This window comes from Streptomyces sp. NPDC037421, assembly GCF_055602105.1.
In genome coordinates this window covers 743,017-767,338 of record NZ_JBVJWV010000001.1, presented here as the reverse complement: position 1 = coordinate 767,338, position 24,322 = coordinate 743,017, and the positions used below count along the sequence as shown (strand labels likewise).

Here is a 24,322-nt window from a genome sequence, read left to right as displayed (position 1 = left end):
GGGGTCTTGGCACGTGTGCCCCGCCTCCGACGTTGTGGTGACGTCGAGCCCCGCGGCGCTGGGAAGCGAGGTCGCGGCGGCGGCACCGGGGGGGGCGTCGCCACCGAGGACGCGAGCGACGAGTCGTCGGACGACGGGACACCGGCCGGGGACAAGACGGTTGACGACACTACGACGACATCGTCGTCGACGACCGGCCCGGCATCAACAAAAAGGGACGGTGCCGGGTGTCCCCTCCCGGCACCGTCCAGGGCCGTGCGCCGCTCAGGCACGGCCCGTTCTGGGTGGAGGAGGCCGGATCGGGCTTCCGGCCTCCGGTCGGCGGTCATGGGTCGCGCCGAACCTGTGGGGCTCAGACGGCGCCCACGGTTTCGCTCTCGGCCGCTGCTTCCGCCGCCCCCGATTCCTCCTGGCGGTGCTTCCCGGTGGCCTTGCGGCCGGGCAGCACGGCAATGACGATCAGGGTGCCGGCGCCCATGATGATCGCGCCGATGAGGCTGGTGTGCGCGATGGCGTGGGCGAAGGACTCGTGCACCGCCTCGATCAGGGTCTGAGCCTGCTGGGGGCCACCGCCCGGGGTCTTGGCGATGTGCTCGGCGACCGCGAGGCCGCCGCCCACTGAGTCCTTGGCGGTGTCCATCGCCTCGGCCGGGAGGCGACCGCCGACCATGTCGGTCAGCTTGTCCTTGTAGGACGTGGCGAGGAGCGAGCCGAGCACGGCGATACCCAAGGCGCAGCCGAGTTCCAGCGCCGTGTCGTTGGCGCCGCCGCCGACGCCCAGCTCGGACTCGGGGAAGGAGCCCATGATGGTGTCGGTGGCCGGGGACAGGCTCAGGCCGATCGCGAAGCCGAGCATCAGCAGGGGCGTCAGGAAGTCCGAGTACGTTGAACCCGACTCGATCTGCGTGAGCAGGAAGACGCCCGCCGTGCCGATCACCATGCCGGCGCCCACGACCAGCTTCACGCCCAGCTTCGGGGCCAGCTTGCCGGTGACCGCGGCGCCGACGAAGACGGCTCCGGCCAGCGGCAGGAGGCGTATGCCGGTCGCCAGGGCGTTGTACTCGAGAACGAACTGCAGGAACTGGGTGGAGTAGTAGATCGAACCGAAGGTGCCGAAGAAGAAGAACAGCACCGCGAGCATCGAGCCGCTGAAGGGGCGCTCCTTGAACTTGCGCACGTCCAGCATCGGGTTCGGATGCTTCAACTCCCAGGCCACGAAGGCCGCCAGGCCGACAGCGGCGACGACGGCCGCACCGATCGGGCCGGCGCCCCAACCGAAGTGCGGGCCCTCGATGGTCGCGTAGACCAGGCTGCCGATGAAGACGATCGAGAGCAGACCGCCGACGTAGTCGATCCGGCCCATGACCTCCGCCTTGGACGGCGGCACCAGGAGCAGTGCTCCGATGACGCCGAGGACCGCCAGCGGGACGTTCATGAGAAAGGTGGAGCCCCAGGCGTGCTTCTCCAGCAGCCAGCCGGCGGCCACCGGGCCGGCGGCGATGGCGAGACCGGACGTGGCGCTCCAGGCCGTGATGGCCTTGGCGCGCTCCGCCCTGGGGAAGATCGCGACCAGCAGCGAAAGGGTGGCCGGCATGACGACGGCGGCACCGACGCCCATGGTCGCGCGGGCGATGATGACCAGGTCGGTCTCGTGGACCAGGCCGCCCATCACCGAACCGCCCGCGAAGATCAGCAGGCCCAGGACGAGTGCGCCGCGGCGGCTGTATTTGTCGCCGATCGCGCCCAGGACGAGCATCAGCGCGGCGTACGGGACGGTGTAGCCGTCGATGACCCACTGGAGGTCACTGCTGGACAGCCCTAGATCCTTCGAGAGGTCCGGCGCGGCGACGACGAGCGACGTGTTCGCCATGACCACGATCAGCAGGCTCAGGCAGAGCACCAGCAGGGCCCACCAGCGCCGTGGATAGGGCCCGGTCATCTTCTCGGCGGGTGTGTTCGCAATGAGCGGCATCGAAAACTCCTTGGCAGGAGGCGAAGCGGAGGCTTCGGGGTTCGCAGATGGGGTGTGAAGGGCGGGCGCGGCCGTGGACCGGCGGGGCACCGGGGGCAGTTAATTGCCCACTCGTGTGCAGGTTAGTTTATTGCCCATCGCTGTGCAACTATCGGGTCCATGTCCCATCGACCGGCGGCTCCGACATGACCCGCGCGCACGTCACCGACGCTTCAGGGCGCAACCGGACCCGCGCTCGCGGAGGGCCTGGCGGAGGGCCCTGCACAGGCGCTCCGGTAGGCATTCGCGGCGCCGGGGGCTCCCGCGTGGGACGCCGTCACCGCGCTGGCGCGCTTCGCCCTCCCGCGTGACGCGGCGGCGTCGATCACCGCGCGGGGCAACGGCCGCAGACGCGCCGCGACCGCCGCTCTGATCGCGATGGGCTGGACGGCGACCGCGCCGTCACCTGCGTCCGAGGGCTCGGGCCGGCGCATGCGCCCTTGGCGCCCAGCTAGGGGCTTCCCCGTGCTGACACAGCTGGCTGAGGGCAGCCTGAGTCACGTCGACCTCACTGCCCACGACATACCTGCCGACGGCTCGACCCGGCCCCTGCCGGTGACGAAGCTGTCGGTCGGCCTCGACGGTCTGAGGGCCTCGGGGAGCGCCGACGAGTCCCATGCCCGCAGGGTCGAGGCGACCGCGTTCCTGTCGTACGAGGACGTGTCGGCCGCGCTCGGCGTGAGCCTGTCGCGAGGTGACGAGCCGGGCCGGATCAACGCGACGGCCAGTCTGCCGCTCGCCGGCGACGTGACCGTGAGTGCGGCAGTCTCGGCGGCGAAGGGCGACCGCATAGCCTTCACGGACGTCCGTACGGTCCAGGGTGAGCTGATCCCGCCCCTGAAGGCGCTGCTCGACAAGGCCCTGGAAGAGCCCGTCCCGCTGGAGAACGTCCCCAAGGGGCTGTACCTACGCTCGGTCACCACCACGGAGAACGGGATCGACGCCCGCGTCACCGGCCACTCGGTCACCTTCCGTCCGAGCTCGTCGTCCACCGCGTAGAGGGAGCGGACGCCGGGGATCGGTCAGGCGAGGTCGGGGAGGGGGCGCCGGGCTACCTCGTGGGCGTCGTCCGGCGGGACGCCCAGCATGCGCAGGACCATCTCGGCGAGGTTCACCGCGGCATCGTCGCCGTCCACATCGGGCCGGGCGAATCGCAGCTCCACCAGGGACAGCAGGGTCCCGCCCAGGGCAGACAAGGCGACCACCGGGTCGACGGCGGTGAAGCGGCCGGAGGCCATGCCCACCTCGACGTCCCGCAGCGCCCGCCGGGCCAGGCCGTTGTCCGAGTGGATGTGGCCCAGGCCCCGGCGGCGCAGCACCTGCATCAGCTCCGGGTGCGACTCGGCCATGCGGGCGCTGAGCCGGAAGCCCGTCGAGACGAGCTCCGCGGGGTCGTCGATCCCGGCCAAGCGCTCGTCGAAGGTCTGGCCGAACTCCTCCAGCGCGTCCTGCACCGCGGCCTCGAACAGCTCCGTCTTCGAGTCGAAGTGGTTGTAGAACGAGCCGAAGCCGACGTCGGCGCGCTCGGCGATCACCTGGATGCTGACGCTGGTGTCCCCGGTCTCGGCGAGTATCTGGCGGGCCGCGCGGACGAGAGCTCCGCGGGTCTCGGCGCGACGCCGCTCGAATCGGTTGCTGGGCGGGGCTGACGTAGGCATACGCAAAGTCTAACCGCGGAGACGATGACGATCGCAGTCCTGATGAATTCATCATTTCCTGCCGCGAACGGCTTGACGACAGAACTGTCACACTTGATGATTTCCTCATTACGGCAATGTTGCTTGGAGGACACCATGTCCGAAACCCGCATCAACGCAGTCGGCGTCCCGGACGTCAAAACGGCCCATCAGGACCTCCACAGCGCGCAGGGCGCCCTGCGCGGCGAACATCCCGGGCGCTCCCGCAACCCCCTGATCAAGGTGGCCGACCTGGCATGGCTGGAGTTCGAGAAGCGCGACCTGGACCGGGCCGAGGTCTTCGCCCGGGACTTCGGCTTCGGTATCGCCGCCCGGAGCGAGAGCGAGCTGTGGCTGCGGGGCACCTTCGCCGGCTCGCCGTGCATGGTGATCCGGCGCGGCCGGACCTCCCGTTTCATCGGCCCGGCGTTCCGCGCCGCCGAGCGGGCCGACCTGGACCGGCTGGCCCGAGCCACGGGCACGTCCGTACGGGACGCGGACGTTCCCGGCGGCGGCAAGGCGGTCGACCTGCTCGACCCCTCCGGCTTCCCGGTCCGGGTCGTGCACCGCGCGGAGGAACTGCCGGCGCTGCCCGAGCAGCAGCCGCTGCTGCTCAACTTCGGCACCAATCACCGTCGCACGAACGTCACCCAGCGCCCGCCGCGTGAACCCTCCCGCATCCAGCGTCTGGGCCATGTGGTCCTGGAGACGCGGGTGTTCGGGCGCGCCCTCGACTGGTACCTGGACACCCTCGGGATGATCGTGTCCGACTTCCTGTTCCTGGACGGCCAGCGCGGCCGTGGCCCGACGATGGCGTTCATCCGCTGTGACCAGGGCAGCCGGGCCGTTGACCACCACACGCTGGCCATGCACCTGGGCCCGGGCAACGGCTACGTCCACTCTGCCTACCAGGTGACCGACCTCGACTCGATCGCCACCGGCGGCGAGTACCTGGCCGAGCGCGGCTACCAGCGCAGCTGGGGGATCGGCCGGCACATCCAGGGCAGCCAGCTCTTCGACTACTGGCGCGACCCCGACCGCTTCATGCTGGAGCACTTCGCCGACGGCGACCTGTTCTCCTGCGACCTGGAGCCCGGCTGGGCACCCATGTCGACCACCGGCCTCGCCCAGTGGGGACCTCCTGCCACTCGCGACTTCCTCGGCGCGAGCCCCTCCCCTCAGCGGGTCCGTGACGTCATCGAAGCCCTGCGAGGCGACAACGAGATGGACCCGGTACGCCTGCTGGGCCTGCTCAAAGCCGCCAAGTCCTGAACCCCAACCCCCTCACGAAGGTACTGATATGAGCACCAACGTCCTGCGCACCGCCGACGGATGGTGGGTCCTCCGCGGCGACCGGGCCGTCCCCGTCGACACCAAGGCCGCCACCACCGCCGAGCTGATCGCCGACCGGGCGGCCGTGCACGAGGCCGCCCTCTCCGGGGAGGCGGGCACGCCCTTCGCCGACCTGGTCGCCCTCTCGCCGGTCACCACCCCCTGCCGGGTGGTCGCCCAGATGGTCAACTACCGCAGCCACGCCCGCGACTCGGGCTTCACCGGCGACATCCCGCCCGCCTTCTTCCGCAAGGCGTCCGGGTCGGTGAGTGGCCCGGGCGAGGCGATCGTCCGGCCGTCGCACGTGAAGTTCCTCGACTACGAGATCGAACTCGGGCTCGTCATGGGCGCACCCCTGCCCGTCGGCACTGTCGTCGAGGAGCGGGACCTGCCCTCGTACGTCGCCGGACTGGTGATCACGAACGACGTCAGCGCCCGTGACGTGCAGCTCACCAAGACGCAGTTCTACGAGAGCAAGTCCTACCCGACCTTCACACCGACCGGCCCCTACCTGGCGCTGCTGGAGCCCGAGGACTTCGCCCACCTCCTCGATCTGCGGCTGCGGCTGTCGGTCAACGGCGAGCTGCGTCAGGACCGCACCCTCGCCGACATGATCGTCCGCCCGGCACAGGCGCTGACCTTGCTGGCCCGCTTCCAGACCCTCGACCCCGGCGACCTGCTGCTCACCGGGACCCCCGGCGGCACGGCCCTCAAGGCCCCGCCCAAGGCCGTCGAGAAGATCGGCGCGCTGCTGCCGCCCGCCGTGAAGTGGAAGGCGTTCTTCAAGAGCCAGGCCCGTAACCCGCACTACCTGCACACGGGTGACGTGATCACGGCGACGATCTCGACCGCGGACGGGCGGATCGACCTCGGCGAGCAGCGCACGCCCGTCACGGACGCGAAGTAAGACCCGAGGTGAGCCGCACATGACCGCCGACCAGGCCGGACCCCGGGACACCACACCCGCTCCCGCACCCGGGCCCGCGCAGACAGACCCCGCACCCGTCGTGATCATCGGCGCCGGGCCGGTGGGCGTGACCGCCGCCCTCCTCCTCGCCCGGCGCGGTATCCGCACCGTCATCCTGGAACGCCACCAGGACCTCTACCCGCTCCCGCGTGCCGTCGCCACCGACGACGAGGTGCGCCGCATCCTCCAGGCCGCGGGCGTGGGCGAGGAGTTCGACGCGATCGCCCGCCCCGCGAAAGGACTTCGGCTGCTGGATGCCCGGCACCGGGTCATGGCCGAGTTTCGGCGCTCCGAGCACGGCCATCACGGCTACCCGCAGACCAGCATGTTCGACCAGCCCGAGCTGGAACGACTGCTGCGCGACGCCCTCGCCCGCAGCCCGGAGTGCGAACTGCGGGGCGGTATCGAGGTCGCCGGCGTCGGCCCGGACACCACCGGCCCCGTTCGGGTGACCTACCGCGACGACGACGGTGAGCACCATCTGTGGGCCGAGGCGGTCCTCGGCTGCGACGGCGCGGGCAGCCTCACCCGCGACGCGATCGGCGCCGCATGGGAGGACCTGCGCTTCGAGGAACGCTGGACCGTCATCGACGTCCGCACGAAGGCCGACGTCCGCTGCTGGGAAGGCGTCGACCAGGTCTGCGACCCGCACCGGCCGGCGACGTTCATGCGCGTCGGTGAGGACCGCTACCGCTGGGAGTTCCGGCTGCAAGACGGGCAGCAACCGGTCCGCGAACTGATCGCCCCGTGGCTGTCGCCCTCGTACGACGGGGACTTCGAAGTCGTACGGGAGACGCAGTACACCTTCCGGGCGCGGGTGGCCGACCGGTGGCGCAGCGGACGGGTCTTCCTCCTCGGCGACGCCGCCCACCTCACCCCGCCGTTCATCGGGCAGGGGCTGTGCTCGGGCCTGCGTGATGCCCACAACCTCACCTGGAAACTGGCCCGCGTCCTGGGCCAGGGCGGCGACGAACGGCTGCTGGACACCTACGAGAGCGAGCGCAAGCCACACGCGCGGCGCGCGATCCGGCTCGCGGTCGCCATGGGCTGGGCCATGACCGGCGGCCAGGACGGCGCCGCCGCACTGCGCCGCAGGATCCTGGCCGCGGCCTGCCGCATACCCGGCCTCTCGGCGGCGGCGGGCCGCGACCTCAGCCCACCCCTAGCCGCCGGGCCCCTCGTCCGGCGCCGTATGCGCAGGAGCCTCGTGGGCACCCACTGCCCGCAACCATGGGTGGTGGGACTCGACGGCCGGCGCTCCCGTCTCGACGAACTGCTCGGCGACACCTTCAGCGTCCTGACCGCCGCCGAACCCTGGCCCTCGCTGCGCGCCCTCGCCCACGGGCTCGGCGTCCCGGCGATCTCCGTCACCGACCTCCGTGACGACGGCACCCTCACCGCCTGGCTGCGCGCCGGCCGGGCGGACGCCGTCCTGCTCCGCCCCGACCGCGTCGTCATGGACATCGTCCCAGCCGGGGGCCACGGCTTCACGGACACCGCCGCCTGGGCCTCTCTCCTGCACACCACGCGCAGCCCCCACCCTTCCCCACGGACCGTCGAGAAAAGCCTGCTGAGGAGCGCCACACGATGACCAGGCCGTACCCGGAACCCTTCACGACGCCCGATCCGCAGGCCGTCGCCGACAGCCGCATTACGGACTTCGCCCGCCACTCGGGTCTCGACGGCACCGACTACGCCGCCCTGCACCACTGGTCGGTCACCGACCTGGAGGGCTTCTGGGGCGCGGTGTGGGACTACTTCGACATCGACGCGGACTCCCCGTACGACCAGGTGCTGGCCGAGGAGCGGATGCCGGGCGCCCGCTGGTTCCCGGGCGCCACCCTCAACTACACCCACCACGCCCTGCGCAACCTCACCGACGACGCCGTGGCGATCATCGCCCTCGACGAGACCGGCTCCAGTCACGAGGTGACCGGCGGCCGGCTGCGCGCCCAGGTCGCTTCCGTCGCCGCCACACTGCGCGACCTGGGCGTCGGCAAGGGGGACCGGGTCGTCGGCTACCTCCCCAACACCCCGCACGCAATCGTCGCGTTTCTCGCCGCCGCGAGCCTGGGCGCGGTGTGGTCGGTCTGCGGGCAGGACTACGCCCCCAAGGCCGCCGCCGACCGCTTCGCCCAGCTCGAACCCACCGTCCTGATCTCCGCCGACGGCTACCTCTTCAACGGCACCACCCACGACCGCCGCGAGGCCGCCCTCGAACTCGCCGGCGCGCTGCCGACGCTGAAGGCCGCGCTGCTGGTGGACCACGTGGGCCTGCCGTGGCCGTCACACGCATACCCGTCACTGGTGGTGCCGTGGGAGGACGCCACCACCCGCACCGAGGAACTCACCTGCACGTCGGTGCCGTTCGACCACCCGCTGTGGGTCGTGTTCTCCTCGGGCACCACCGGCCTGCCCAAGGGCATCGTCCACGGCCACGGCGGCGTCCTGCTCGAACACCTCAAAACCCTCGGACTGCACTCCGACCTCGGTCCCGGCGACCGCCTCCTGTGGTACACCACCACCCACTGGATGATGTGGAACCTGGTCGCCTCCACGCTGCTCACCGGCGCCACCACGTGCACCTACGACGGCAGTCCGGCGCCCTGTGCCAAGCTCGACGTCCTGTGGGAGCTGGCCGCGCGCCACCGGGTGACCGTCTTCGGCACCAGCCCCCAGTACCTGCTGGGCATGGCCAAGTACGGCATCGCCCCCTCGGCGCACGACCTGTCGTCGATCCGCGTAGTCGGCTGCACCGGCTCCGCCCTGCCGGCCTCCGCCTACCCCTGGGTCCGCCACCACGTCGGCGACCACGTCCTGCTCGCGTCCATCAGCGGTGGCACGGACGTCGTCTCCGGATTCGCCGGCAGCGCCCCCAACACACCGGTCTGGGCGGGAGAGCTCTCAGCACCCCACCTGGGCGTGGCCCTGGCCGCGTACGACGCCGAGGGCGTCCCGATCGTGGACCAGGTCGGGGAGCTGGTCGTCACCCGCCCGATGCCGTCCATGCCGCTGTACTTCTGGAACGACCCCGACGGCGCCCGCTACCGCGACGCCTACTTCTCCTCCCACCCCGGCGTGTGGCGCCACGGCGACTGGATCACCCTCACCTCTCACGGCTCGGTGGTCGTCCACGGCCGCTCCGACAGCACGCTCAACCGCAACGGCGTACGCCTGGGCAGCGCCGACATCCACGACGTCGTCGAACGCCTCCCCGAGATCACCGAGGCCCTCGTCATCGGCGCGGAAGAACCCGACGGCGGCTACTGGATGCCCCTGTTCGTGGTCCTCGCCGTCGACGCGACCCTGGACGACCCGCTCCGCGAGAAGATCAAGGAGGCGATCCGGACCGGCGCCTCACCCCGCCACGTCCCCGACGAGATCCTCGAAGTCCCCGGCATCCCGCACACCCGCACCGGCAAGAAACTCGAAGTCCCCGTCAAACGCCTCCTCCAGGGCGCCCCGGTCGAGCAGGTCGTCAATCCGGCAGCCGTGGACGCCCCCGACCTCATCGACTACTTCGCCCAGATGGGCGCCGAGCGCCGGGGCCGGTCGACATGACAGCCGCGCAGATCACCCTCGCTGCCCTCCTGACCCTGGTCTTCCTGCCACTGGGAGCGGCGAAGATCGCCGCGGTGCCGTTCATGCGCCGGGCGGCAGCACACCTCGGCATGCCGCCGGGCCTCTACCGCCTCGTCGGCACCCTGGAAGTGGCCGGAGCCCTCGGACTGGTACTCGGACTGGCTTCCACCCCACTCGGGATGGCCGCCGCGATCGGGCTGGCGCTGCTGATGACCGGGGCCGCCGTGGCCCACCTGCGCCACGGCGACCCGCCCGTGCGTGCCCTGCCCGCCGTCGTCCTTGCCCTGACGGCGGTGGCGTACGCCGGAGTGGCGATCGGTACCGGCTGACGGCCCACAGCGGGGCGGCCCGTTGACGCCTTCTCGCATTCACGGTTCTCCTGTCCGCAGCGCTCGGAGCGCGGAGACGGTCCTTTTCCCGGCAGCTCCTGCGGCCACGGCGGCACCGGTATCCGCCGGCGCCGCTCGGCAGGCTGCCCCTCCGCGCTTCGAGATCGTGACCCAGCAGTTGGCGAGTGTCACAATTGAGGAAGGTCGCTCCCGTCTCGTCGGGGAGTCTTCCGGCAGTGGAGGTGCGCCTGGTTGGGGACCACATGGGGACCAGCAACGCCGCATGCCGGTGCACGGCAGGTGCGTTCACGCACGTTAGTCGCCCTCAAATAGCGGCACATGTCCCAATTGTGGCCCCAACGCAGCCATCTGGGGGTCAAGGGGTCGCAGGTTCAAATCCTGTCGTCCCGACTGTGCTTTACGCACGTCGGAGGTCGTCTTCTCAGAAATGGGAAGGCGGCCTTTCGTGCGTCCGGAGCCGTGGTGGTCGCAATGTGGTCGCATGCCCCGACCGGGGCTGGTTCGCGGTGGTACTGAAGGCCTGCGGACTGGGGAAGCGGAGTCGGCGGGGCTTCGCGGATCCGGTGGACGTGGTCGCGTGGTGGTCGCAGCCACGCCGTACGGCCCCGTTTGATGGCTGGCGTTCTCGGCTCTGGTGAGGGTGTGGTCGATGGTGTCGACGGCTTCGCGGGCTGCCTGCTGGGTGAGGTGGCTGTAGAGGTTGGCGGTCGTCGACAGGGTGGAGTGCCGCAGGGTCTTGGAGACGACGGTGAGCGGCGCGCCGGTGGTGATGGTGATCGTGGCGGCCAGATGGCGCAGGTCGTGCACCGTGACCCTGGGGACACCGGCTTCGGCGGAGAGGCGGCGAAGTCGGTCGAGGACCTGATGAGGTCCGAGCGGTCGGCCGTCGGGTCTGCAGAAGACGAGTCCGGTGAACGGATCGTCAGGATCGCCGCGTGTTCGGGGCATTGTTTGTGTGTGGTGCCGGAGGGCGGTGGCGACGCGGGGTGAGATGGCGACCCAGCCGCGGCTCGACCGGGTCTTCGGTGTGGTGATGCCGAGGTGGTTGTTGTCGATGGCGGAGAGGGTGCAGCGCACGTAGAGGACGCCCTCGGGCAGGTGGGCGTCGTCCCAGTGGAGTCCGAGGGCTTCGCCCTTGCGGAGGCCGGTGCTGTCTGACGGCGTCGCCGAGGGCGCTGGAGAGGGTAGTGAGGCACCGGTAGAGGGTGGTCTCGCCGCGGCCGGCGAGTTGGCAGGTGACGTAGGCCGAGATGTGGCGGTGGGCGAGCTGTTCGAGCTTGAGGGTGCCGAAGGCCGGGATGAGGTCGTTGCGGACGTAGTCGCGGTAGCGGGCCATGGTGGTCGGCTTGAGTGCGAGGGCCTTCGCTTCCAGCCAGGCGTTCAGGTAGGCGGTGACCGTCTGGTTCGGGTCCGCGTTGTATCCGCCGGCCTCGCCCTCGAGGAAGCGGCTCAGGGTCTGATCGGCCGCGTCCTGCGTGGAAATCCGCCCCGGCGCACCGTGGTGCGGCGGCGGTTCGGGGTGGGGACATCGACGGCGAAGCTCCAGGTGCCGTGCTGATTGTCGGTGAACAGGTGGGGGCAGTGTGCGCCGAGCTGACAGCGATGGTTGCCCCTGCAGCCACAGCGGCGGTAGATACGGCCGCGGCCGACGCTGGTACGCATGGAGATCGCCTCCGGGAGACGGAGGGAAGTGGGTACCTCCAGCCTGCGACCACACGCGACCACCGCGCCGCTCGCGAGCCCCGTGACCAGCTGGTTTCCCTTGATACCGCGCCAAGGGCCCGCGGCCCCGGAGACCACCAGCAGATTCTTCGTCCCATGGGGGTACAGCAGCCGCGAGCCGTTGACCGGCGGAGATGTTGGTCTTGCGGCCCCAGGTTCGAAGTGTGGTCCCGGAATGGTCCGGATCTTGGCGTGTCGGGACCTGAGGGGTCACTTCAACCACAGACCTCACCCGTACAGCTGTGCAGAACCGTTTCCGTCCCGCCTCGTTGAAACCGGCAGGGTGCCCAGCCCCAGACCGCGCACCGGTGCTACCCCCCTTGCTCCGGCGGTCTTCCAACGGGTATCCCGTGGCATGCGGACCCCGGTGACAGGACCGGCCCCGTGTCACGGTCCGGCAGGCCCACCCACCCCGGCCTGCCGGGCTTTCCCCACCGCGTCCCCGGCTTCCCGGTTCCCCCTCTTCTTCCGCCCGGGCAGCGAGAGGGTCTCGGTGGCCGCCGCCCGCTCCCGCTCCACCACCAAGTGGTCTGCGTCGTAAGTCCTTCGGGGGTTGGCTTCGCGGCTGGGCGTCGCGTGCTTGTGGCCGGGTGGCGAGGTGGATCCGGCATGCGGTGTGGAGAGCGTGCTCGGGGGTGCCGCTGGGACTGCCGGCGGGCAGGAGGGCGTCTGATGGAGGGCGGGCCGGCTCGCCCGGGCCCAGCTCGCCCGGCCGCGCCCGGGACGGGACGGCGGGGGATGTGGCATCGGCGGTCAGGCGTCGGGCCGTGCTTCGAGGAATGCGAGGGCCCTGGCCACGAACGCTTCGTGGAACTGGAAGATTCCGCCGTGTCCGGCGTCCGGGTAGAGGGGGACGAGTTCGCCCCGGGGCAGCCGTGCGGCGAGGTCGAGGGTGTTCTCGCTCGGCACCATCCGGTCGCTCTCGCCGTTGGCCACCAGGACTGGCTGGCGGATGCGGGACAGTTCGGCCGACGGCTGGAGGCCCCACCGGTGGATGGCCTTCAGCTGGGCGCGGAACGACGTCAGCGAGATGGCTTTGTCGCGGTGGTCCGTGCGCTCCTTCAGCCGTTCCAGGAAGGCGCGTGCTTCGCGTCGGCCGTGTTCAGTGTCGGTGAAGAAGAGGAACTGCTTGGGGTCCTTGCGGGTCAGGAGGCCCTTCAGGATGTCCCGGAGGGTGAGTGCGGTGACCTTGTCGATGCCCGGGCCTCCGGCGGGGCCTGTGCCCGCGAGGATGACCCTGCGCACCAGCTGCGGTTCCTCGGCTGCGATGACCTGGGCGATGAAGCCGCCCATCGACAGGCCGAGCAGGTCGACCTGCTCGAAGCCCAGGGCTCGGATGAACAGCACCGCGTCGCGGGCCATCGCTTCGATGGTGTCGGGGGTGGAGCCGCCCGACGCGCCGACTCCGCGGTTGTCGAAGGTGATCACCCGGCGTCGGGCGGCGAGTCCGTCGATGACGCGGGGGTCCCAGTTGTCCAGGACTGCGGTCAGGTGGTGGAGCAGGATCAGCGGTACGCCGCCCCCTTCCGGGCCGAGCTGCCGGTAGACGAAGTCGACGCCGCGCACGGACACCGAACGGGTCGGCGCCTCCTTGTACGACGACGGGGCGGGCGTGGGGGAACTGCGTGGTGCATTCATGATCGGTTCCTGTGCGGATGGGAGTGGCGGGAGGCGGAATCCTCTCGTTGCCGAGGCGTACCGGTGGCGTGATGGGGGTCTCTCACCTCATTGCGACGACGACCTTGCCGACTTTGGCGCGGCCCTTCTCGGCGTACTCCATGGCTTCGCGGGTCTGGTCGAAGGGGAAGACACGGTCGACGACGGGGCGGATCTCTCCGGCGTCGACGAGCCGGGTGAGTTCGCGCAGCTGCTCGCCGTCGGCCTTCATGAACAGGAAGGAGTAGGTCACGCCCTGGCGCTTCGCGTGGCGCCGGGTCTTCCAGCTCAGCGCGTTCATCGCCTGCCGCAGGACCAGGCTCGCGCCCAGTTCGCGGGCGAAGTTCGCGTCGGGAGGCCCTGCGATGCCGATGACCTTCCCGCCGGGCTTGAGGACCCGCAGGGACTTCTCCAGGGTCTCGCCGCCGAGAGTGTCCAGGACGACGTCATAGCAGTCCAGGACCTCCTCGAAGTCCTGTGTCCGGTAGTCGATGACGACGTCTGCGCCGAGTTCCTTGACCAGGGCGGCGTTGGCCGCGCTCGCGGTGGTGGCCACGTGTGCGCCCAAGTGCCTGGCCAGTTGGAGGGCGATGGTGCCCACTCCGCCGGAGCCCGCGTGGATCAGGACTTTCTGGCCCGGCCGGACCTGCGCCCTCTCGACCAGCGCCTGCCATGAGGTGAGGGCTACCAGGGGAAGGGAGGCGGCCTCCGCCATGGTGAGGGTGGCCGGCTTGTGGGCCAGGTCGTCCTGGTGGACGGCGATGAGTTCGGCAAAGGTGCCGATGCGGTCCTTGTCGGGCCGGGCGTAGACCTCGTCACCCACCGCGAACCGGGTGACGGCCGAGCCGACCTGGACCACCACTCCGGCGAGGTCGTTGCCCAGCACGAGAGGGAGGCGGTACGGGAGGATCATCCTGAAGGCACCGTCGCGGATCTTGAAGTCCAGCGGGTTGACGCTCGCCGCATGGATCTCGACCAGCACGTCGTCGGCGCCCGGCTCCGGATCGGGCATCTCGGCGGCGCGCACCGCGGACTGGTCACCGTGCTTTTCGATCAAGTAGGTCTTCATCGCCGTCTCCCTGTCTCGTCCGCACAGGGACGGGTCTCCGCTCGCTTCGGCTGCCCCGGTACGAGATGCTTTCTGGTATTCACTGCTGGTTCATGACGCCCCACGCCGATGCGGCGGGCGCGCCTCACGCTGCGTCCGGCGATGCGGCCAGGCTCCGCTTCACGTGCCGGGTGGTCTCGTCGGCGAGGACCTCGGGCAGTCCCCGCTCGATTCCGGACAGGGCCTGGGCGGCGACCTCGGCGGGGTCGGCCTTCTGGTCGGCGGGAACGCCGACGGCCATGTCGGTGTCCATGTATCCGACGTGCAGTGCCGTGATGGTGATGCGGCGGGGCGCCAGTTCCTCTCGGGTCGCGCCGGTCAGCGCCCATGCCGCGGCCTTCGCCGCGGCGTAGGCGCCGAGGCCGGCCGGGTGCAGCCAGGACAGGACCGACAGCACGTTGAGCACGGCGCCGCCGCCGTTGGACTCGATGACCGGGGCGAAAGCCCGCGTCACGGCGAGCGGGCCGAAGAAGTTCACCTCCATCTCCAGGCGCACCACGTCCGGGCCGCCCGCGATCAGGGGGGTTCCGGTGGAGATGCCGGCATTGTTGACCAGCAGCGTCGCGTCGGAGGCGGTGTGAGCCGCGGCCCGGATCGACTCCGCGTCCGTCACGTCGAGCCGCAGCGGGACGACGCCCGGAAGGTCCACCGTTTCGGGGCGACGGGCCGCCGCGTACACCTTGGCCCCGCGTTCCACGAGCTGGGCGGCCAGATGCCGCCCGAGCCCCCGGTTGGCGCCGGTGACCACCGCTACCGCGTCCTTCAGTTCCATGCCCACTCCCAGCGCCACGGCCGCCGGCAAGCGACCCACACAAATTAGATTACGACTGCAATCTAAACACTGATCTAAGATAGATGCCAGTCGACATCCAATCGGGAGGTGGCCGATGGGCCGCGTATCGCAGGCACAGGCGGAGGAGAACCGTCGGCGGGTCGTTGAAACCGCGTCCCGACTGTTCCGGGAACAGGGGACCCACGTGAGCGTCGCCGACCTCATGAAGGCGGCCGGTATGACCCACGGCGGCTTCTACAAGCAGTTCGCCTCCAAGGAGGCACTCATCGACGAAGCCACCGCCCACGCGTTCGGCGAACTCGCCCAGCACCACAGGGACGGGCTCGATCAGTACGCCGGGCAGCGCGACGCCGCCCAGCGGGCGCTGATCGACACCTACCTCTCCGCCGAGCACCGCGACAGCGCGGCAGACGGGTGCCCCGCCGCCGCACTCGCCACCGACATGGCCCGCGACGGCGGAGAAAGCGAGGCCCGCCGCGTCTACATCCAGGGAGTGGGCGACTTCGCCGACTGGCTCGACACCAAGGACCAGGACGGCATCACCCGGTTGTGCACCATGCTCGGCGCACTCGTCCTGTCCCGGGCCACCAAAGGCTCCCCGCTCTCCGAGGAGATCCTCACCACCGCACGCGAGGCACTGACGGCCACCAACTGACCGGAACCACCGTGCGGGGCGGCACGCCGTAGGCAGGGTGCGCTTCTTCACGCGTGCCATAGGTTCCGTGGCCCGCGCGGGTGCCGTGCCCAGAGCGGCCGACTACAGCACTCACTGGCTTTGCGCGCGCCGGCCGGTCCGTGGTTCGGGGGCTGAACACGGACGAGTGGGGGAGGAGCAGGCCGGCCTCGCACCCCGTTTACGGAGTGCGGAAGGCGAGGACGACGTTGTGGCCGCCGAACCCGAAGGAGTTGCTGAGCGCTGCGGTCACGCGCTGCTCCGCTGCGGTGCGGGTGACGAAGTTGAGGTCGACGCCGGGGTCCGGGCTCTCGAGGTTGGCGGTGGGCGGGATCAGCGAGTGCTGGATGCTCAGCACGGTCAGGGCCGCTTCGACGGCGCCGGTGGCGCCGAGGGAGTGGCCCAGGACGCCTTTGGTCGAGGACACCGCAGGACCGTGGGGCAGGACCGCGCGCAGGCTGTGGGCTTCGACGGCGTCGTTGAGGCGGGTCGAGGTGCCGTGAGCGTTGACGTAGCCGATGTCGCTGCCGCTCAGTCCCGCGTCGGTGAGGGCGCAGTCCATGGCAGCTTTGATGCCGCGGCCTTCTGGGTGGGGTGTGGTGGGATGGTAGGCGTCGGTGGTGGACCCGCAGCCGGCCAGCAGGGCCCGGGGCCGGTGCCCGCGGGCGGCCGTGTCTTCGGCGCGTTCGAGGACGAGGATGGCCGCGGCCTCGCCGAGGACGAATCCGTCGCGTGCCGCATCGAAGGGCCGGGACGCGGCTGCGGGATCGTCACAGCGACCGGAGAGCGCCCCGAGCTGGGCGAGACCGGTCATGATCAGCGGCGTATTGCAGGCTTCGGTGCCGCCGGTGATGACGACATCGCACTGGCGTGAGGTGAGCAGGTCGCGTGCGATGACGATGGCGGTGGCGCCGGAGGCGCAGGCGGTCCCGGTGGCGAGGCTCGGCCCCCGGGCGCCGGTGGCGAGGGCGACCTCCCCGGCGGGGGTGCTGGGACCGATCATCGGGAGCAGCAAAGGTGAGACCCGGCGGGGCCCGAATTCGTGCAGACGCCTGCCCTGGGTTTCCCACGTGTGTGACGCGCCTACGCCGCAGCCGATGACGACTCCCACACGAGCACCGTCCCACACGGCGGGGTCAAGGACGGCGTCACGCAGGGCTTCCTTGGCGGCGATGACGGCCAGCTGGCTGGAGCGGTCCAGGCGGTGCGCGGTACGGCGGCCCAGGACGTCGGCGGCGTCGAAGTGGGGCAGGGAGCAGCAGAAGTCGACGGGCAGACCGGCCAGCTGGTCGCTGGTGGCGGCTGTCGACTTACCGTCCAGGACTCCTTCCCAGGTGGCCTCCACGCCGATCCCGGCAGGAGTGAGCATGCCGAGCCCGGCGACGGCGATGGCGGGGCCGTTCACCACACACCTCCGCCGTGTGCGGCCAGGCAGGGAAGGGCGATGGGGGAGGCGGTTGCGGGGGTTGGGCGTGTCACAATTTACGCCTGCTGCGGCTGGGCGGCGTGCGTGAGTTGTTCTGCGGCCTGGGCCAGGGTGGTGTCCAGGGTCATGCCGTCGGCGCGGGCGTCGGTTTCCTCCGCTGCCATGACGGCCAGCTCGGTCAGGGACAGCGAGTCCATGTCCAGCTGGCGGAAGGTGGTCTGCGCAGTGACGTGCGAGGTGTCGATGCCGATCTCGAACAGCATCGCAACGAGCTTGTCGAACATACGGGTTGTCTCCATTGGCGGAAGGAAAGGTGGTACCGAGGGGTCAGCAGTGGTGGCCTTCGTGAGGATCGCCAGGTGCTCTGCTGGATCAGGGGCCCGCGGGGTTCAGCGAGGCAGGGTGTCCGATGAGATGCCGTCAGTTTCGGACTCGTGGGCGGGTGTGCCATCGACCTGGGGGACCGGGGCCGGTGCCGGCGGGGCTTGGCCGGCGCCGTGTGCGGCGGTATGGCCGGTGATGTGGGTGGAAAGCGCCTCGATAGTGGGGTGACGTCTCATGTCGGCGAGGGGCAGGGCCACTCCGTACCTTGCTTCCAGGTCGGCTGTGATGATCACCTCTTCCATCGAGGTGACGCCGAGTGCGTCCAGCGGCGTGTCCGGGTCGATGTCCTGCGGCGCCACTTCCAGGAGGGCGGCGATGTGCCCTGTCAGCCATTGGCGGATCTCCACGGGGGAGGGGGACTGGCTCATGTGACCTCATTCCCGATCTCGTTCCCGCGCGGCGGGGTGTCTGTGGTGCTCACGGTGGCGAGGTAGTGGCGACGGCAGTCACCGCGCCGGAGTTTGCCGCTGGTGGTACGCGGCAGGGTGCCCCGTCTGGCGGCGACCACGTCGTGGGGGCGTACGCCGTGGCGTTCGGCGACCGCCGTCTGGACCCGGCGGCGCAGGCCGATGTCCTCGGCGGCGTCCGCGCCGGCGGCGAGTTCGACCACGACGATCAGACGGTCGCCTTCGGCATCGGTGCCCGGCACGGCGAAAGCGGCCACGCCGCCGGGTACGGCTTCGCCGATGGCCCGGCGGACGGTGTCCTCGATATCGCTCGGGGCGTGGTTGGCGCCGTGGATGATGACGACGTCCTTCAGCCTGCCGAGTACGAACACCTCGCCCCCGTGCAGGAACCCGAGGTCGCCGGTGCGCAGCCAGCCGGGCCGGCTGCCGTCCGCGGTCTTGAGGGTGCGGTCGAACAACTCGGCGGAGCGCGCAGGCTGTCGCCAGTAGCCTGCCGCGATGTTGGGGCCGCGTAGCCAGAGTTCTCCGACCTGTCCCGGTTCACGCTCGACGCCGGTCTCCGGGTCGGCTACCCGTACCTCCTGCGCAACGGGCCGGCCGCAGCCCACCACCGTCGTCACGCGCTTCGAAGGGTGCCCCTCCACGCGGTCGTCCACGACGCGGATGCGGCCGGCTGAGAGCGCCTCGCTGTCCAGAGCCAGTTCAGTCCATCGCTGCCCCGGGCGGTTGCAGGCCACCAGTACGGTCGCCTCCGCCAGGCCGTAGCTGGGCTTGACCGCGTCACCGGCCAGACCGCAGGCCGCGAAGGCCTCGCTGAAGCGCCGCAGCGTGCCGGTACGCACGGGCTCGGCCCCGTTCGTCAGCACTCGGACACAGCTCAGGTCCAAGTCCAGCCCGGCGGGATCGGGAACCTTCCGTACGCACAGGTCGTAGGCGAAGTTCGGACCGCCACTGAAGTGAGCGCGGTGCGCATCCAGGAGCCGCAGCCACCGAACGGGCCGCTGGATGAACGCGAGCGGCGACATCAGCGCGAGATGTGCCCCGGCGAGCATCGGGGCGAGGACCCCGATGGACAGGCCCATGTCGTGGAAGAGCGGCAGCCAGCTCGCGATGGGGGTCTCGGTGCCCAGGCCGCACCCGTCGATGACCTGCCGGGTACTGGCGACCAGGTTGGCGTGCGTGATGACCGCCCCGGCGGGCCGCCCGGTGGAACCGGAGGTGTACTGCAGATACGCCGGCTCTTCCGGCCCAGCCCGGTACCCCGACCACCCGGCCGCCCACCCCGGGTCGGTCTCTTCCACCAGCCACACGGGAACCCGGCCGCCGGCCAGCTCCCGGCACGCGGCCGCGGCCGGTCCGACGGTGAGCAGGCACACCGGGTCCGCGTCGGCGAGCACGGCCGCCAGCTGGTTCCGGCGCCGGGGGTCCTCCGGCGGGAACAGCGGCACCGCCGTCATCCCGGCGTACAGACACGCAAGGAGTCCGAGGCCGTACTCGTTGCCCTGCGGGCACAGGACGGCGACTCGCGAGCCCTGGGGAAAGCCGGCTTCGAGGGCGGCCGCCAGCGCACGGGCCCGCACATCCACCTGGCCGAACGTCAGGTTCTGCCACAGGCCGCCCTCGTCGCGTCCGTAGCTGACGAAGCTGAGCGCCGGACGGTCCCCCAGGCGAGCCGCGTGACCGTTCAGCACCGCGGGAAGCGGAGTCCAGCCGCCCTCCGGAACCGGGCGCGTGGAGCCGGCCCCACGGGTCACCGTCGAGGCGGGTCCCGTACGGGAGAGGTCAGGCATACCAACACGCCCCTTTGCACCGTGTCGCCGAGTTGTCCGTGGAAGAGCCGGCTTCCCTTCTCCCGGTGGAGCGGAGCTCGGCTCGTACCTCCCGCCTCTGCCACAAGAGCCGAGATGCCGGGCTGTGACCCGGCGGTGGGAGGGGAAAGGTTCGGCAAGCTGACCGCACAGCCGGGATTCCGCCGAAGCCGAGCAGTGGCGCGCTGCTGCAATCGGGTGAGGCTTTCCCCTGATCGGGTGCCCCCCCCGAAAGGGTGGGCAGCCGTTCACCCGAGTACGCGCAGGTGCGCTGCCCCTCTCGGTGGCACCGACCGGCCGATGTCCACCCAGAAGCGCATCCAAAGCGCGCCAGGGATCGTTCCATCGAAGGCACGCCCGACCCTCTGAGCACACGTCCACGAGCGGAGCACGAGTGAAAGCGCCCAGCCGCACCGGCCCCAGCGCCGACGCGCAACGCCACGACCGCACGCTCAGCACCGTCGCAGCCCCCGGGCCGACCGACTTGGCAGCGAATGCCTCACCCCCTGGGAAAGTCGGCCCCGCGGGCGCAGAGTTCAGCCCTCACCAGGACCGCGCCATGCTCGAGTGGTCACGCCGGCGTCCCGATGACGGCCTCGTCCTTGGCGTCATACTGAGGCTGCGAGGCCCCAAGCCCACCGCCGAGCAGGTCGCCGCGCTCGTCACAGCCCGTCTGCCACACCTGCCCGTGCTCGCGGAGTGCCTGGACGGCCCGGTCGGCGCAGAGGTCTGGCGTCCGGACCGTGCCTTCGACGCCCGCCGGCACGTCCACGTCCTCGGCCAGGCGGCCGACCTGACCCGCTCGGCGCAGATGCTGGCCAATCAGCCGTTGCGGGAGGACCGGCCGCGCTGGGGGCTGTGGATCGGGGACAGCGAACGCGAGGGCGAGTACCTGCTGGGCTACCGCGTCCACCATGCCGCCCAGGACGGAGTCGCGGCCGCGCACACCATCAGGCGCCTGTTCGATGCCCGCGCCCAGGCCGTCCCGCCCATTGGAGCACCCGAGAACGCCGGGCACGCGGCCACTGCGCTCTCCGGCACTCAGAGCCGCCTGCTGGCCACGGCAGATGTGCCCATGGAGGCGATGCGTGCCATCAGCCGCGGCACGGGCGCCTCCATCAACGACATCTACCTCGCCGCCCTGGCCGGAGCCCTGCGTGCCTGGCTGCCACCCGCCGACCGTGACCAGCCGGCCCCCGTACGGGTCCCCTTCAGCGTGCGCCTGCGTGATGAGCGCCAGGACCGGGGCAATCGGCTGGGATACACGCGCCTGCTCCTGCCGGTCGACGAGCCGATGCCTGCACACAGGCTGACGCGAGTGGTCCAGCGAACGGCCGACTGGCCACGGGAACGAACCCGAAGGCTCCTGGACCGCATGCCGCACCACCTGCTGTGGAAGCACATCGCAGCCTCCCTCACCCCCGGCGACTCCCTCGCCAGCGCCACCCTCCTCAGCATCCCCACGCCACTCGCCTTCAACGGTTCACCCGTCATCGGCGGCATCGCCACGCCCCCGCTGGCCGCCGGGCACCTCTTCTCCAGCGTCCTGTTCCTGCACCGGACCTCGGCCACCGTCTCTTTCACCGCACAACAGCGGCACCAACACGTATGCGACCTGCCCCGCCTGTGGCACAGCGCGGTCGCCCAACTGGCCGCCGCCACCTGCCCCTGACACCCCCCACTCCGGCAGTGCGGGCTCGCCGCGTACTCAGCCACCACCCGAGGAGCTTCGTGCACCCGTCCCGCTCCACCGTCCTGCTCACCGGATCCACGGGAGTGATCGGCACGAGCCTCCTGCCGGCCCTCGCCGCACGCCACGACGTCACCGCACTCGTTCGCAATCGAAAGCCTGGCGGTCCCGCCGCATGTGTGGAAGGCGACCTCACCGTCGAAGGCCTGGGCATGAGCACCAGCGAACGCCGGGAACTGGCAGCGAAGATCGACATCATCGTGCATTGCGCCGGTCTCACCGGCATGGCCCCGCCTGACCTCACCGCGTTCGACACCGTCAACGTCGAAGGCACGCGCAGCATCCTGCACCTCGCCGAAGAGGCACGCGTACCCGTCCTGCTGCTTTCCTCCGCTGCATCCGCCTTCCAGGTCCCCGGCGAGGACCTGACCGCCCGCTGCATGCGCGCCTACAGCAGCTCGAAGCGCCGCGCGGAAGAACTGGCCGCGCATTGCAGCCAGTCTGTCGCCATCGTCCGTCCGGCCCTCTTGTTCGCCGCACGCAACGCCACCACCGCACCACTCCACCAGTTCCCCCACGCACTGATCGCCGCCCTCATCCAGGGCCGCGCGGGCGGCCTGCCCGTCAACCCCGACCACTGGTGCGACGTCCTGCCCATCGAACTCCTCATCGACTACCTCACGGCCCTGACGGATGCCCTGCTTCGCGGTGACAGCAGCGCAGCCACCCTCCACTGGGTCACCGCCGGCCAGGCCCGCCTGACGGCCGCCGATATGGAACGCGCCTGCCTGAACCACCTCACCGCAACGGGACGGCCCCCCACCGGACCACTCCTCGCCCCTCCCATGGTTTCGCGGCCGCGCAGCCACGGGATGGCCCGCATCGCCCAACTCGGCTTCCAGCCCCCTGAACATCCCGCACTTCCCTGTCATCTGGACCGCCTGCTGCCTGGGCAGCTGACGCGTCAAAATGCCCTCGAAGCCCTGGCCCGCAGCGTGCGCCTGTGCGCCACATAGATGCGTGGGGCAGCCCGGCCCGGCCGACGACGTACGCGTACGAGTGATCACCAGCGATCCCGCGGTTCCAACCCGGGAGCCACTCGTTACCGGGGGCGTGAAGATCCTCAATTCCAAGAAGCGCGTGGTCGTCCTCACCCTCGCTGCCACATCGGTCCTCGGCATCGCCGCCGTCCAGGCCGGCGCCATCGGCACCGACCTCCCCCTGCGCGGCAGCGGCACCTTCTGTCTCTCGCCGAACGCGGAGCGCACCCTGGCAGTCCAGAACGTGACACTCGAAGCGATCGCCCCCGCCACGAGCACCGGCAGGTGCGTCACGCTGCCGGGCGCCGGCCATCTCTCTCCCGACCTCTCCGGCGGCGAGATGCCCCTCCAGGGAGGCATGCGCTTCACCGGATCCGAACACCGACTCGATGTGACCAACCTCCACATCCACATCAAGATCGGCGAAGGCTCCACCAGCGCGGACGTCGCCCAGGACGGCGCACGGGCCACGCACGTCGACTTCTTCCACTACCCGGTCTCCCTCGACCGGGTTTCCTTCACGCCGACCACCGTGGACACCACGAACATCCCGCTCAAGCTCGCCGCTCCTGGCGCAGCAGCCTTCACCAACGCCTTCGGTACGGGCACGACCGCAGCCCACGACCCGCTCTTCCTCTTCGCCGGACACGCCCAGGTCACCAACCCCCTGGGAGGCATTCCCAGGCCGTAACGACGCTGCAGCTCGCAGGGGAGGTCCAGAGGCGGCCGCCCCGCGACCGCCACGGGCCTGCGACTGGGGCGGCTCCTGGCGTTGGCGTGAGGTCATCCTCGACCTGCGACGCCGAGCCGGACAGAACCGGCGCCACACCGCTTCCTGAGCCGCCGTTCCCCTGGCGGCGTCTGCAACAGCGTCGGGTGGGCCCGAGGGTCAGGTGGCACCCCTTGGGGACCAGTGTGCGTGACACGCATTCCCCGATGGGATGGTCAGCGAGGTCACGGCGTCTTGATGATCTTGGGAGGGCCACTTCGACCCTCGCTACGAAGGGCCGGTTCAAGGACCTCGTCTTCGCGGCGGACGGTCCAAAACGTGTCGCCGGAGGTGTTCGAAGCCGAGCTGCGCGACGACGTCGTCCCAGTGGGTGGCGTCGCGCAGGACCGCGGTGGAGATGCGTCCGCCGCGCGGTCCGAAGAAGATCCGGGCATCGGGTTCGTTGCCGACGGCCAGTAGCCGCTGGGCAAGGCGACGGCGTGGAGGCACCATGCCCAACCTCAAGTGCGACGTGACCGGGGTCGGCCAGCTCGCGCACGCGTCGCAGATGCGACTCGGCATCCATTCGCGAGGTGGTCGGGGAAGGCCATCGGCTGCGGGGAGCCCGCCCGAGGGCGGAGGGCGACCGGGTCTGGCTCGCGAAGCGGCACCTGCCCGCCGTCCTGGTCCCGGTCTACCTTGCCACCTGGGCGGCGTACACGCTGGCCAACGGCCCCCACCGGCCGGGCTGAGGTTGTGGTGGGCCGGGTCCTTCGAGGGGGTTCGAGGGCCGTGTCCGCCAGGGCGTCCGATGCGGTGGCGGACCGTGTGGCGCATGACCCGACTCGGCCGACCGCCAGTGATCCGACCTTCCCCGGTTTCTGGTCTGTGCGGTGGGGGGGGGGGGGGGGGGGGGGGGGGGGGGGAGCGGGGGGGGGGGGGGGGGGGGGAAGGGGGGGGGAAGACACACAGCGGGCGGGCCAGGCAC

The 24,322-nt window shown here is 70.7% G+C and carries 21 protein-coding genes and 2 pseudogenes; 12 read left to right on the top strand and 11 right to left on the bottom strand.

Annotated features, from left to right (window positions below):
* Positions 1–352 precede the first annotated feature (352 nt).
* Positions 353–1,972: an MFS transporter gene (locus tag ACZ7IF_RS03385; RefSeq protein ID WP_470962194.1), complete on the bottom strand. Its 1,620-nt coding sequence runs from the start codon at positions 1,970–1,972 to the stop codon at positions 353–355.
* 504 nt (positions 1,973–2,476) lie between these two features.
* Here ACZ7IF_RS03385 and ACZ7IF_RS03380 point away from each other — a divergent pair.
* Entirely contained in the window at positions 2,477–3,010 is a 534-nt protein-coding gene (locus tag ACZ7IF_RS03380; protein WP_470962191.1) for an LmeA family phospholipid-binding protein, read from the top strand.
* A 23-nt stretch (positions 3,011–3,033) separates the two neighbouring features.
* Here ACZ7IF_RS03380 and ACZ7IF_RS03375 read toward each other — a convergent pair whose 3' ends face one another.
* Positions 3,034–3,669 (bottom strand): TetR/AcrR family transcriptional regulator, encoded by a 636-nt coding sequence (locus ACZ7IF_RS03375; protein ID WP_133896355.1) that lies wholly within the window; start codon positions 3,667–3,669, stop codon positions 3,034–3,036.
* 135 nt (positions 3,670–3,804) lie between these two features.
* On the opposite strand from ACZ7IF_RS03375, the gene ACZ7IF_RS03370 reads away from it, so the two are divergent.
* From ACZ7IF_RS03370 to ACZ7IF_RS03350, 5 genes are read left to right on the top strand one after another with little or no spacing between them, the layout of a single operon-like run.
* A complete protein-coding gene (locus ACZ7IF_RS03370; protein ID WP_470962188.1) occupies positions 3,805–4,959 on the top strand; it encodes a VOC family protein in 1,155 nt (384 codons plus the stop codon).
* 28 nt (positions 4,960–4,987) lie between these two features.
* Positions 4,988–5,926, top strand: coding sequence for a fumarylacetoacetate hydrolase family protein (locus tag ACZ7IF_RS03365; protein WP_119094877.1), 939 nt, complete (start codon positions 4,988–4,990; stop codon positions 5,924–5,926).
* A 19-nt stretch (positions 5,927–5,945) separates the two neighbouring features.
* Positions 5,946–7,577: a bifunctional 3-(3-hydroxy-phenyl)propionate/3-hydroxycinnamic acid hydroxylase MhpA gene (mhpA, locus tag ACZ7IF_RS03360; RefSeq protein WP_388560582.1), complete on the top strand. Its 1,632-nt coding sequence runs from the start codon at positions 5,946–5,948 to the stop codon at positions 7,575–7,577.
* Positions 7,574–9,547 (top strand): acetoacetate--CoA ligase, encoded by a 1,974-nt coding sequence (locus ACZ7IF_RS03355; RefSeq protein WP_470962183.1) that lies wholly within the window; start codon positions 7,574–7,576, stop codon positions 9,545–9,547. The genes mhpA and ACZ7IF_RS03355 overlap by 4 nt, the downstream gene beginning before the upstream one ends.
* Positions 9,544–9,897, top strand: coding sequence for a DoxX family protein (locus ACZ7IF_RS03350; protein ID WP_053788613.1), 354 nt, complete (start codon positions 9,544–9,546; stop codon positions 9,895–9,897). The genes ACZ7IF_RS03355 and ACZ7IF_RS03350 overlap by 4 nt, the downstream gene beginning before the upstream one ends.
* A 315-nt stretch (positions 9,898–10,212) precedes the next feature.
* Here ACZ7IF_RS03350 and ACZ7IF_RS03345 read toward each other — a convergent pair whose 3' ends face one another.
* The 5 genes and pseudogenes from ACZ7IF_RS03345 to ACZ7IF_RS03325 all read right to left on the bottom strand — a co-directional run bounded on the left by ACZ7IF_RS03345 (position 10,213) and on the right by ACZ7IF_RS03325 (position 15,176).
* Complete coding sequence (locus ACZ7IF_RS03345) at positions 10,213–11,016, bottom strand: site-specific integrase (protein ID WP_470962318.1); 804 nt, start codon at positions 11,014–11,016, stop codon at positions 10,213–10,215.
* A 151-nt stretch (positions 11,017–11,167) separates the two neighbouring features.
* Positions 11,168–11,635 (bottom strand): annotated as a pseudogene (locus ACZ7IF_RS03340) (N-terminal phage integrase SAM-like domain-containing protein); the annotation flags it as partial.
* Between the two features lie 758 nt (positions 11,636–12,393).
* Positions 12,394–13,278, bottom strand: coding sequence for an alpha/beta fold hydrolase (locus ACZ7IF_RS03335; protein ID WP_470962180.1), 885 nt, complete (start codon positions 13,276–13,278; stop codon positions 12,394–12,396).
* Positions 13,279–13,360: 82 nt separating this feature from the next.
* Positions 13,361–14,365: an NADP-dependent oxidoreductase gene (locus ACZ7IF_RS03330; protein WP_470962177.1), complete on the bottom strand. Its 1,005-nt coding sequence runs from the start codon at positions 14,363–14,365 to the stop codon at positions 13,361–13,363.
* A 124-nt stretch (positions 14,366–14,489) separates the two neighbouring features.
* Entirely contained in the window at positions 14,490–15,176 is a 687-nt protein-coding gene (locus tag ACZ7IF_RS03325) for an SDR family oxidoreductase (RefSeq protein ID WP_470962174.1), read from the bottom strand.
* A gap of 115 nt (positions 15,177–15,291) precedes the next feature.
* Here ACZ7IF_RS03325 and ACZ7IF_RS03320 point away from each other — a divergent pair, with 115 nt between their 5' ends.
* The gene (locus tag ACZ7IF_RS03320) at positions 15,292–15,852 is read left to right on the top strand and encodes a TetR/AcrR family transcriptional regulator (protein WP_470962172.1); all 561 of its coding nucleotides are present in this window, start codon (positions 15,292–15,294) and stop codon (positions 15,850–15,852) included.
* Between the two features lie 199 nt (positions 15,853–16,051).
* On the opposite strand, the gene ACZ7IF_RS03315 is transcribed toward ACZ7IF_RS03320, so the two are convergent.
* The 4 genes from ACZ7IF_RS03315 to ACZ7IF_RS03300 all read right to left on the bottom strand — a co-directional run bounded on the left by ACZ7IF_RS03315 (position 16,052) and on the right by ACZ7IF_RS03300 (position 19,778).
* Positions 16,052–17,275: a beta-ketoacyl-[acyl-carrier-protein] synthase family protein gene (locus ACZ7IF_RS03315; RefSeq protein ID WP_470962169.1), complete on the bottom strand. Its 1,224-nt coding sequence runs from the start codon at positions 17,273–17,275 to the stop codon at positions 16,052–16,054.
* A 77-nt stretch (positions 17,276–17,352) separates the two neighbouring features.
* On the bottom strand, positions 17,353–17,595 hold the full coding sequence (locus tag ACZ7IF_RS03310; RefSeq protein ID WP_470962166.1) for an acyl carrier protein: 243 nt from the start codon (positions 17,593–17,595) through the stop codon (positions 17,353–17,355).
* 90 nt (positions 17,596–17,685) lie between these two features.
* Positions 17,686–18,048, bottom strand: a complete 363-nt coding sequence (locus tag ACZ7IF_RS03305) for an acyl carrier protein (protein ID WP_470962163.1) — start codon at positions 18,046–18,048, stop codon at positions 17,686–17,688.
* Positions 18,045–19,778: a fatty acyl-AMP ligase gene (locus tag ACZ7IF_RS03300; protein WP_470962160.1), complete on the bottom strand. Its 1,734-nt coding sequence runs from the start codon at positions 19,776–19,778 to the stop codon at positions 18,045–18,047. Before ACZ7IF_RS03300 ends, ACZ7IF_RS03305 begins: the two co-directional genes overlap by 4 nt.
* A gap of 676 nt (positions 19,779–20,454) precedes the next feature.
* Here ACZ7IF_RS03300 and ACZ7IF_RS03295 point away from each other — a divergent pair.
* From ACZ7IF_RS03295 to ACZ7IF_RS03275, 5 genes and pseudogenes are all read left to right on the top strand, one after another.
* Positions 20,455–21,567, top strand: a complete 1,113-nt coding sequence (locus tag ACZ7IF_RS03295; protein WP_470962157.1) for a wax ester/triacylglycerol synthase domain-containing protein — start codon at positions 20,455–20,457, stop codon at positions 21,565–21,567.
* Between the two features lie 59 nt (positions 21,568–21,626).
* Entirely contained in the window at positions 21,627–22,601 is a 975-nt protein-coding gene (locus ACZ7IF_RS03290; RefSeq protein ID WP_470962154.1) for an SDR family oxidoreductase, read from the top strand.
* A gap of 97 nt (positions 22,602–22,698) precedes the next feature.
* Positions 22,699–23,316 carry an HtaA domain-containing protein gene (locus ACZ7IF_RS03285; RefSeq protein WP_470962151.1) on the top strand — a complete coding sequence of 206 codons (618 nt, stop codon included), beginning with the start codon at positions 22,699–22,701 and terminating at the stop codon, positions 23,314–23,316.
* 357 nt (positions 23,317–23,673) lie between these two features.
* Positions 23,674–23,814, top strand: coding sequence for a hypothetical protein (locus tag ACZ7IF_RS03280; RefSeq protein ID WP_470962148.1), 141 nt, complete (start codon positions 23,674–23,676; stop codon positions 23,812–23,814).
* A gap of 164 nt (positions 23,815–23,978) precedes the next feature.
* Positions 23,979–24,199, top strand: a pseudogene (locus ACZ7IF_RS03275) (glycosyltransferase family 2 protein); the annotation flags it as partial.
* Positions 24,200–24,322 lie beyond the last annotated feature (123 nt).

Excerpts from the sequence above, each read along its gene's own strand:
- ACZ7IF_RS03385 (WP_470962194.1), bottom strand. The coding sequence starts at position 1,972 with ATGCCGCTCATTGCGAACACACCCGCCGAGAAGATGACCGGGCCCTAT.
- ACZ7IF_RS03375 (WP_133896355.1), bottom strand. The coding sequence starts at position 3,669 with ATGCCTACGTCAGCCCCGCCCAGCAACCGATTCGAGCGGCGTCGCGCC.
- ACZ7IF_RS03370 (WP_470962188.1), top strand. The coding sequence starts at position 3,805 with ATGTCCGAAACCCGCATCAACGCAGTCGGCGTCCCGGACGTCAAAACG.
- ACZ7IF_RS03365 (WP_119094877.1), top strand. The coding sequence starts at position 4,988 with ATGAGCACCAACGTCCTGCGCACCGCCGACGGATGGTGGGTCCTCCGC.
- mhpA (WP_388560582.1), top strand. The coding sequence starts at position 5,946 with ATGACCGCCGACCAGGCCGGACCCCGGGACACCACACCCGCTCCCGCA.
- ACZ7IF_RS03355 (WP_470962183.1), top strand. The coding sequence starts at position 7,574 with ATGACCAGGCCGTACCCGGAACCCTTCACGACGCCCGATCCGCAGGCC.
- ACZ7IF_RS03350 (WP_053788613.1), top strand. The coding sequence starts at position 9,544 with ATGACAGCCGCGCAGATCACCCTCGCTGCCCTCCTGACCCTGGTCTTC.
- ACZ7IF_RS03335 (WP_470962180.1), bottom strand. The coding sequence starts at position 13,278 with ATGAATGCACCACGCAGTTCCCCCACGCCCGCCCCGTCGTCGTACAAG.
- ACZ7IF_RS03330 (WP_470962177.1), bottom strand. The coding sequence starts at position 14,365 with ATGAAGACCTACTTGATCGAAAAGCACGGTGACCAGTCCGCGGTGCGC.
- ACZ7IF_RS03325 (WP_470962174.1), bottom strand. The coding sequence starts at position 15,176 with ATGGAACTGAAGGACGCGGTAGCGGTGGTCACCGGCGCCAACCGGGGG.
- ACZ7IF_RS03320 (WP_470962172.1), top strand. The coding sequence starts at position 15,292 with ATGGGCCGCGTATCGCAGGCACAGGCGGAGGAGAACCGTCGGCGGGTC.
- ACZ7IF_RS03310 (WP_470962166.1), bottom strand. The coding sequence starts at position 17,595 with ATGGAGACAACCCGTATGTTCGACAAGCTCGTTGCGATGCTGTTCGAG.
- ACZ7IF_RS03305 (WP_470962163.1), bottom strand. The coding sequence starts at position 18,048 with ATGAGCCAGTCCCCCTCCCCCGTGGAGATCCGCCAATGGCTGACAGGG.
- ACZ7IF_RS03295 (WP_470962157.1), top strand. The coding sequence starts at position 20,455 with ATGCTCGAGTGGTCACGCCGGCGTCCCGATGACGGCCTCGTCCTTGGC.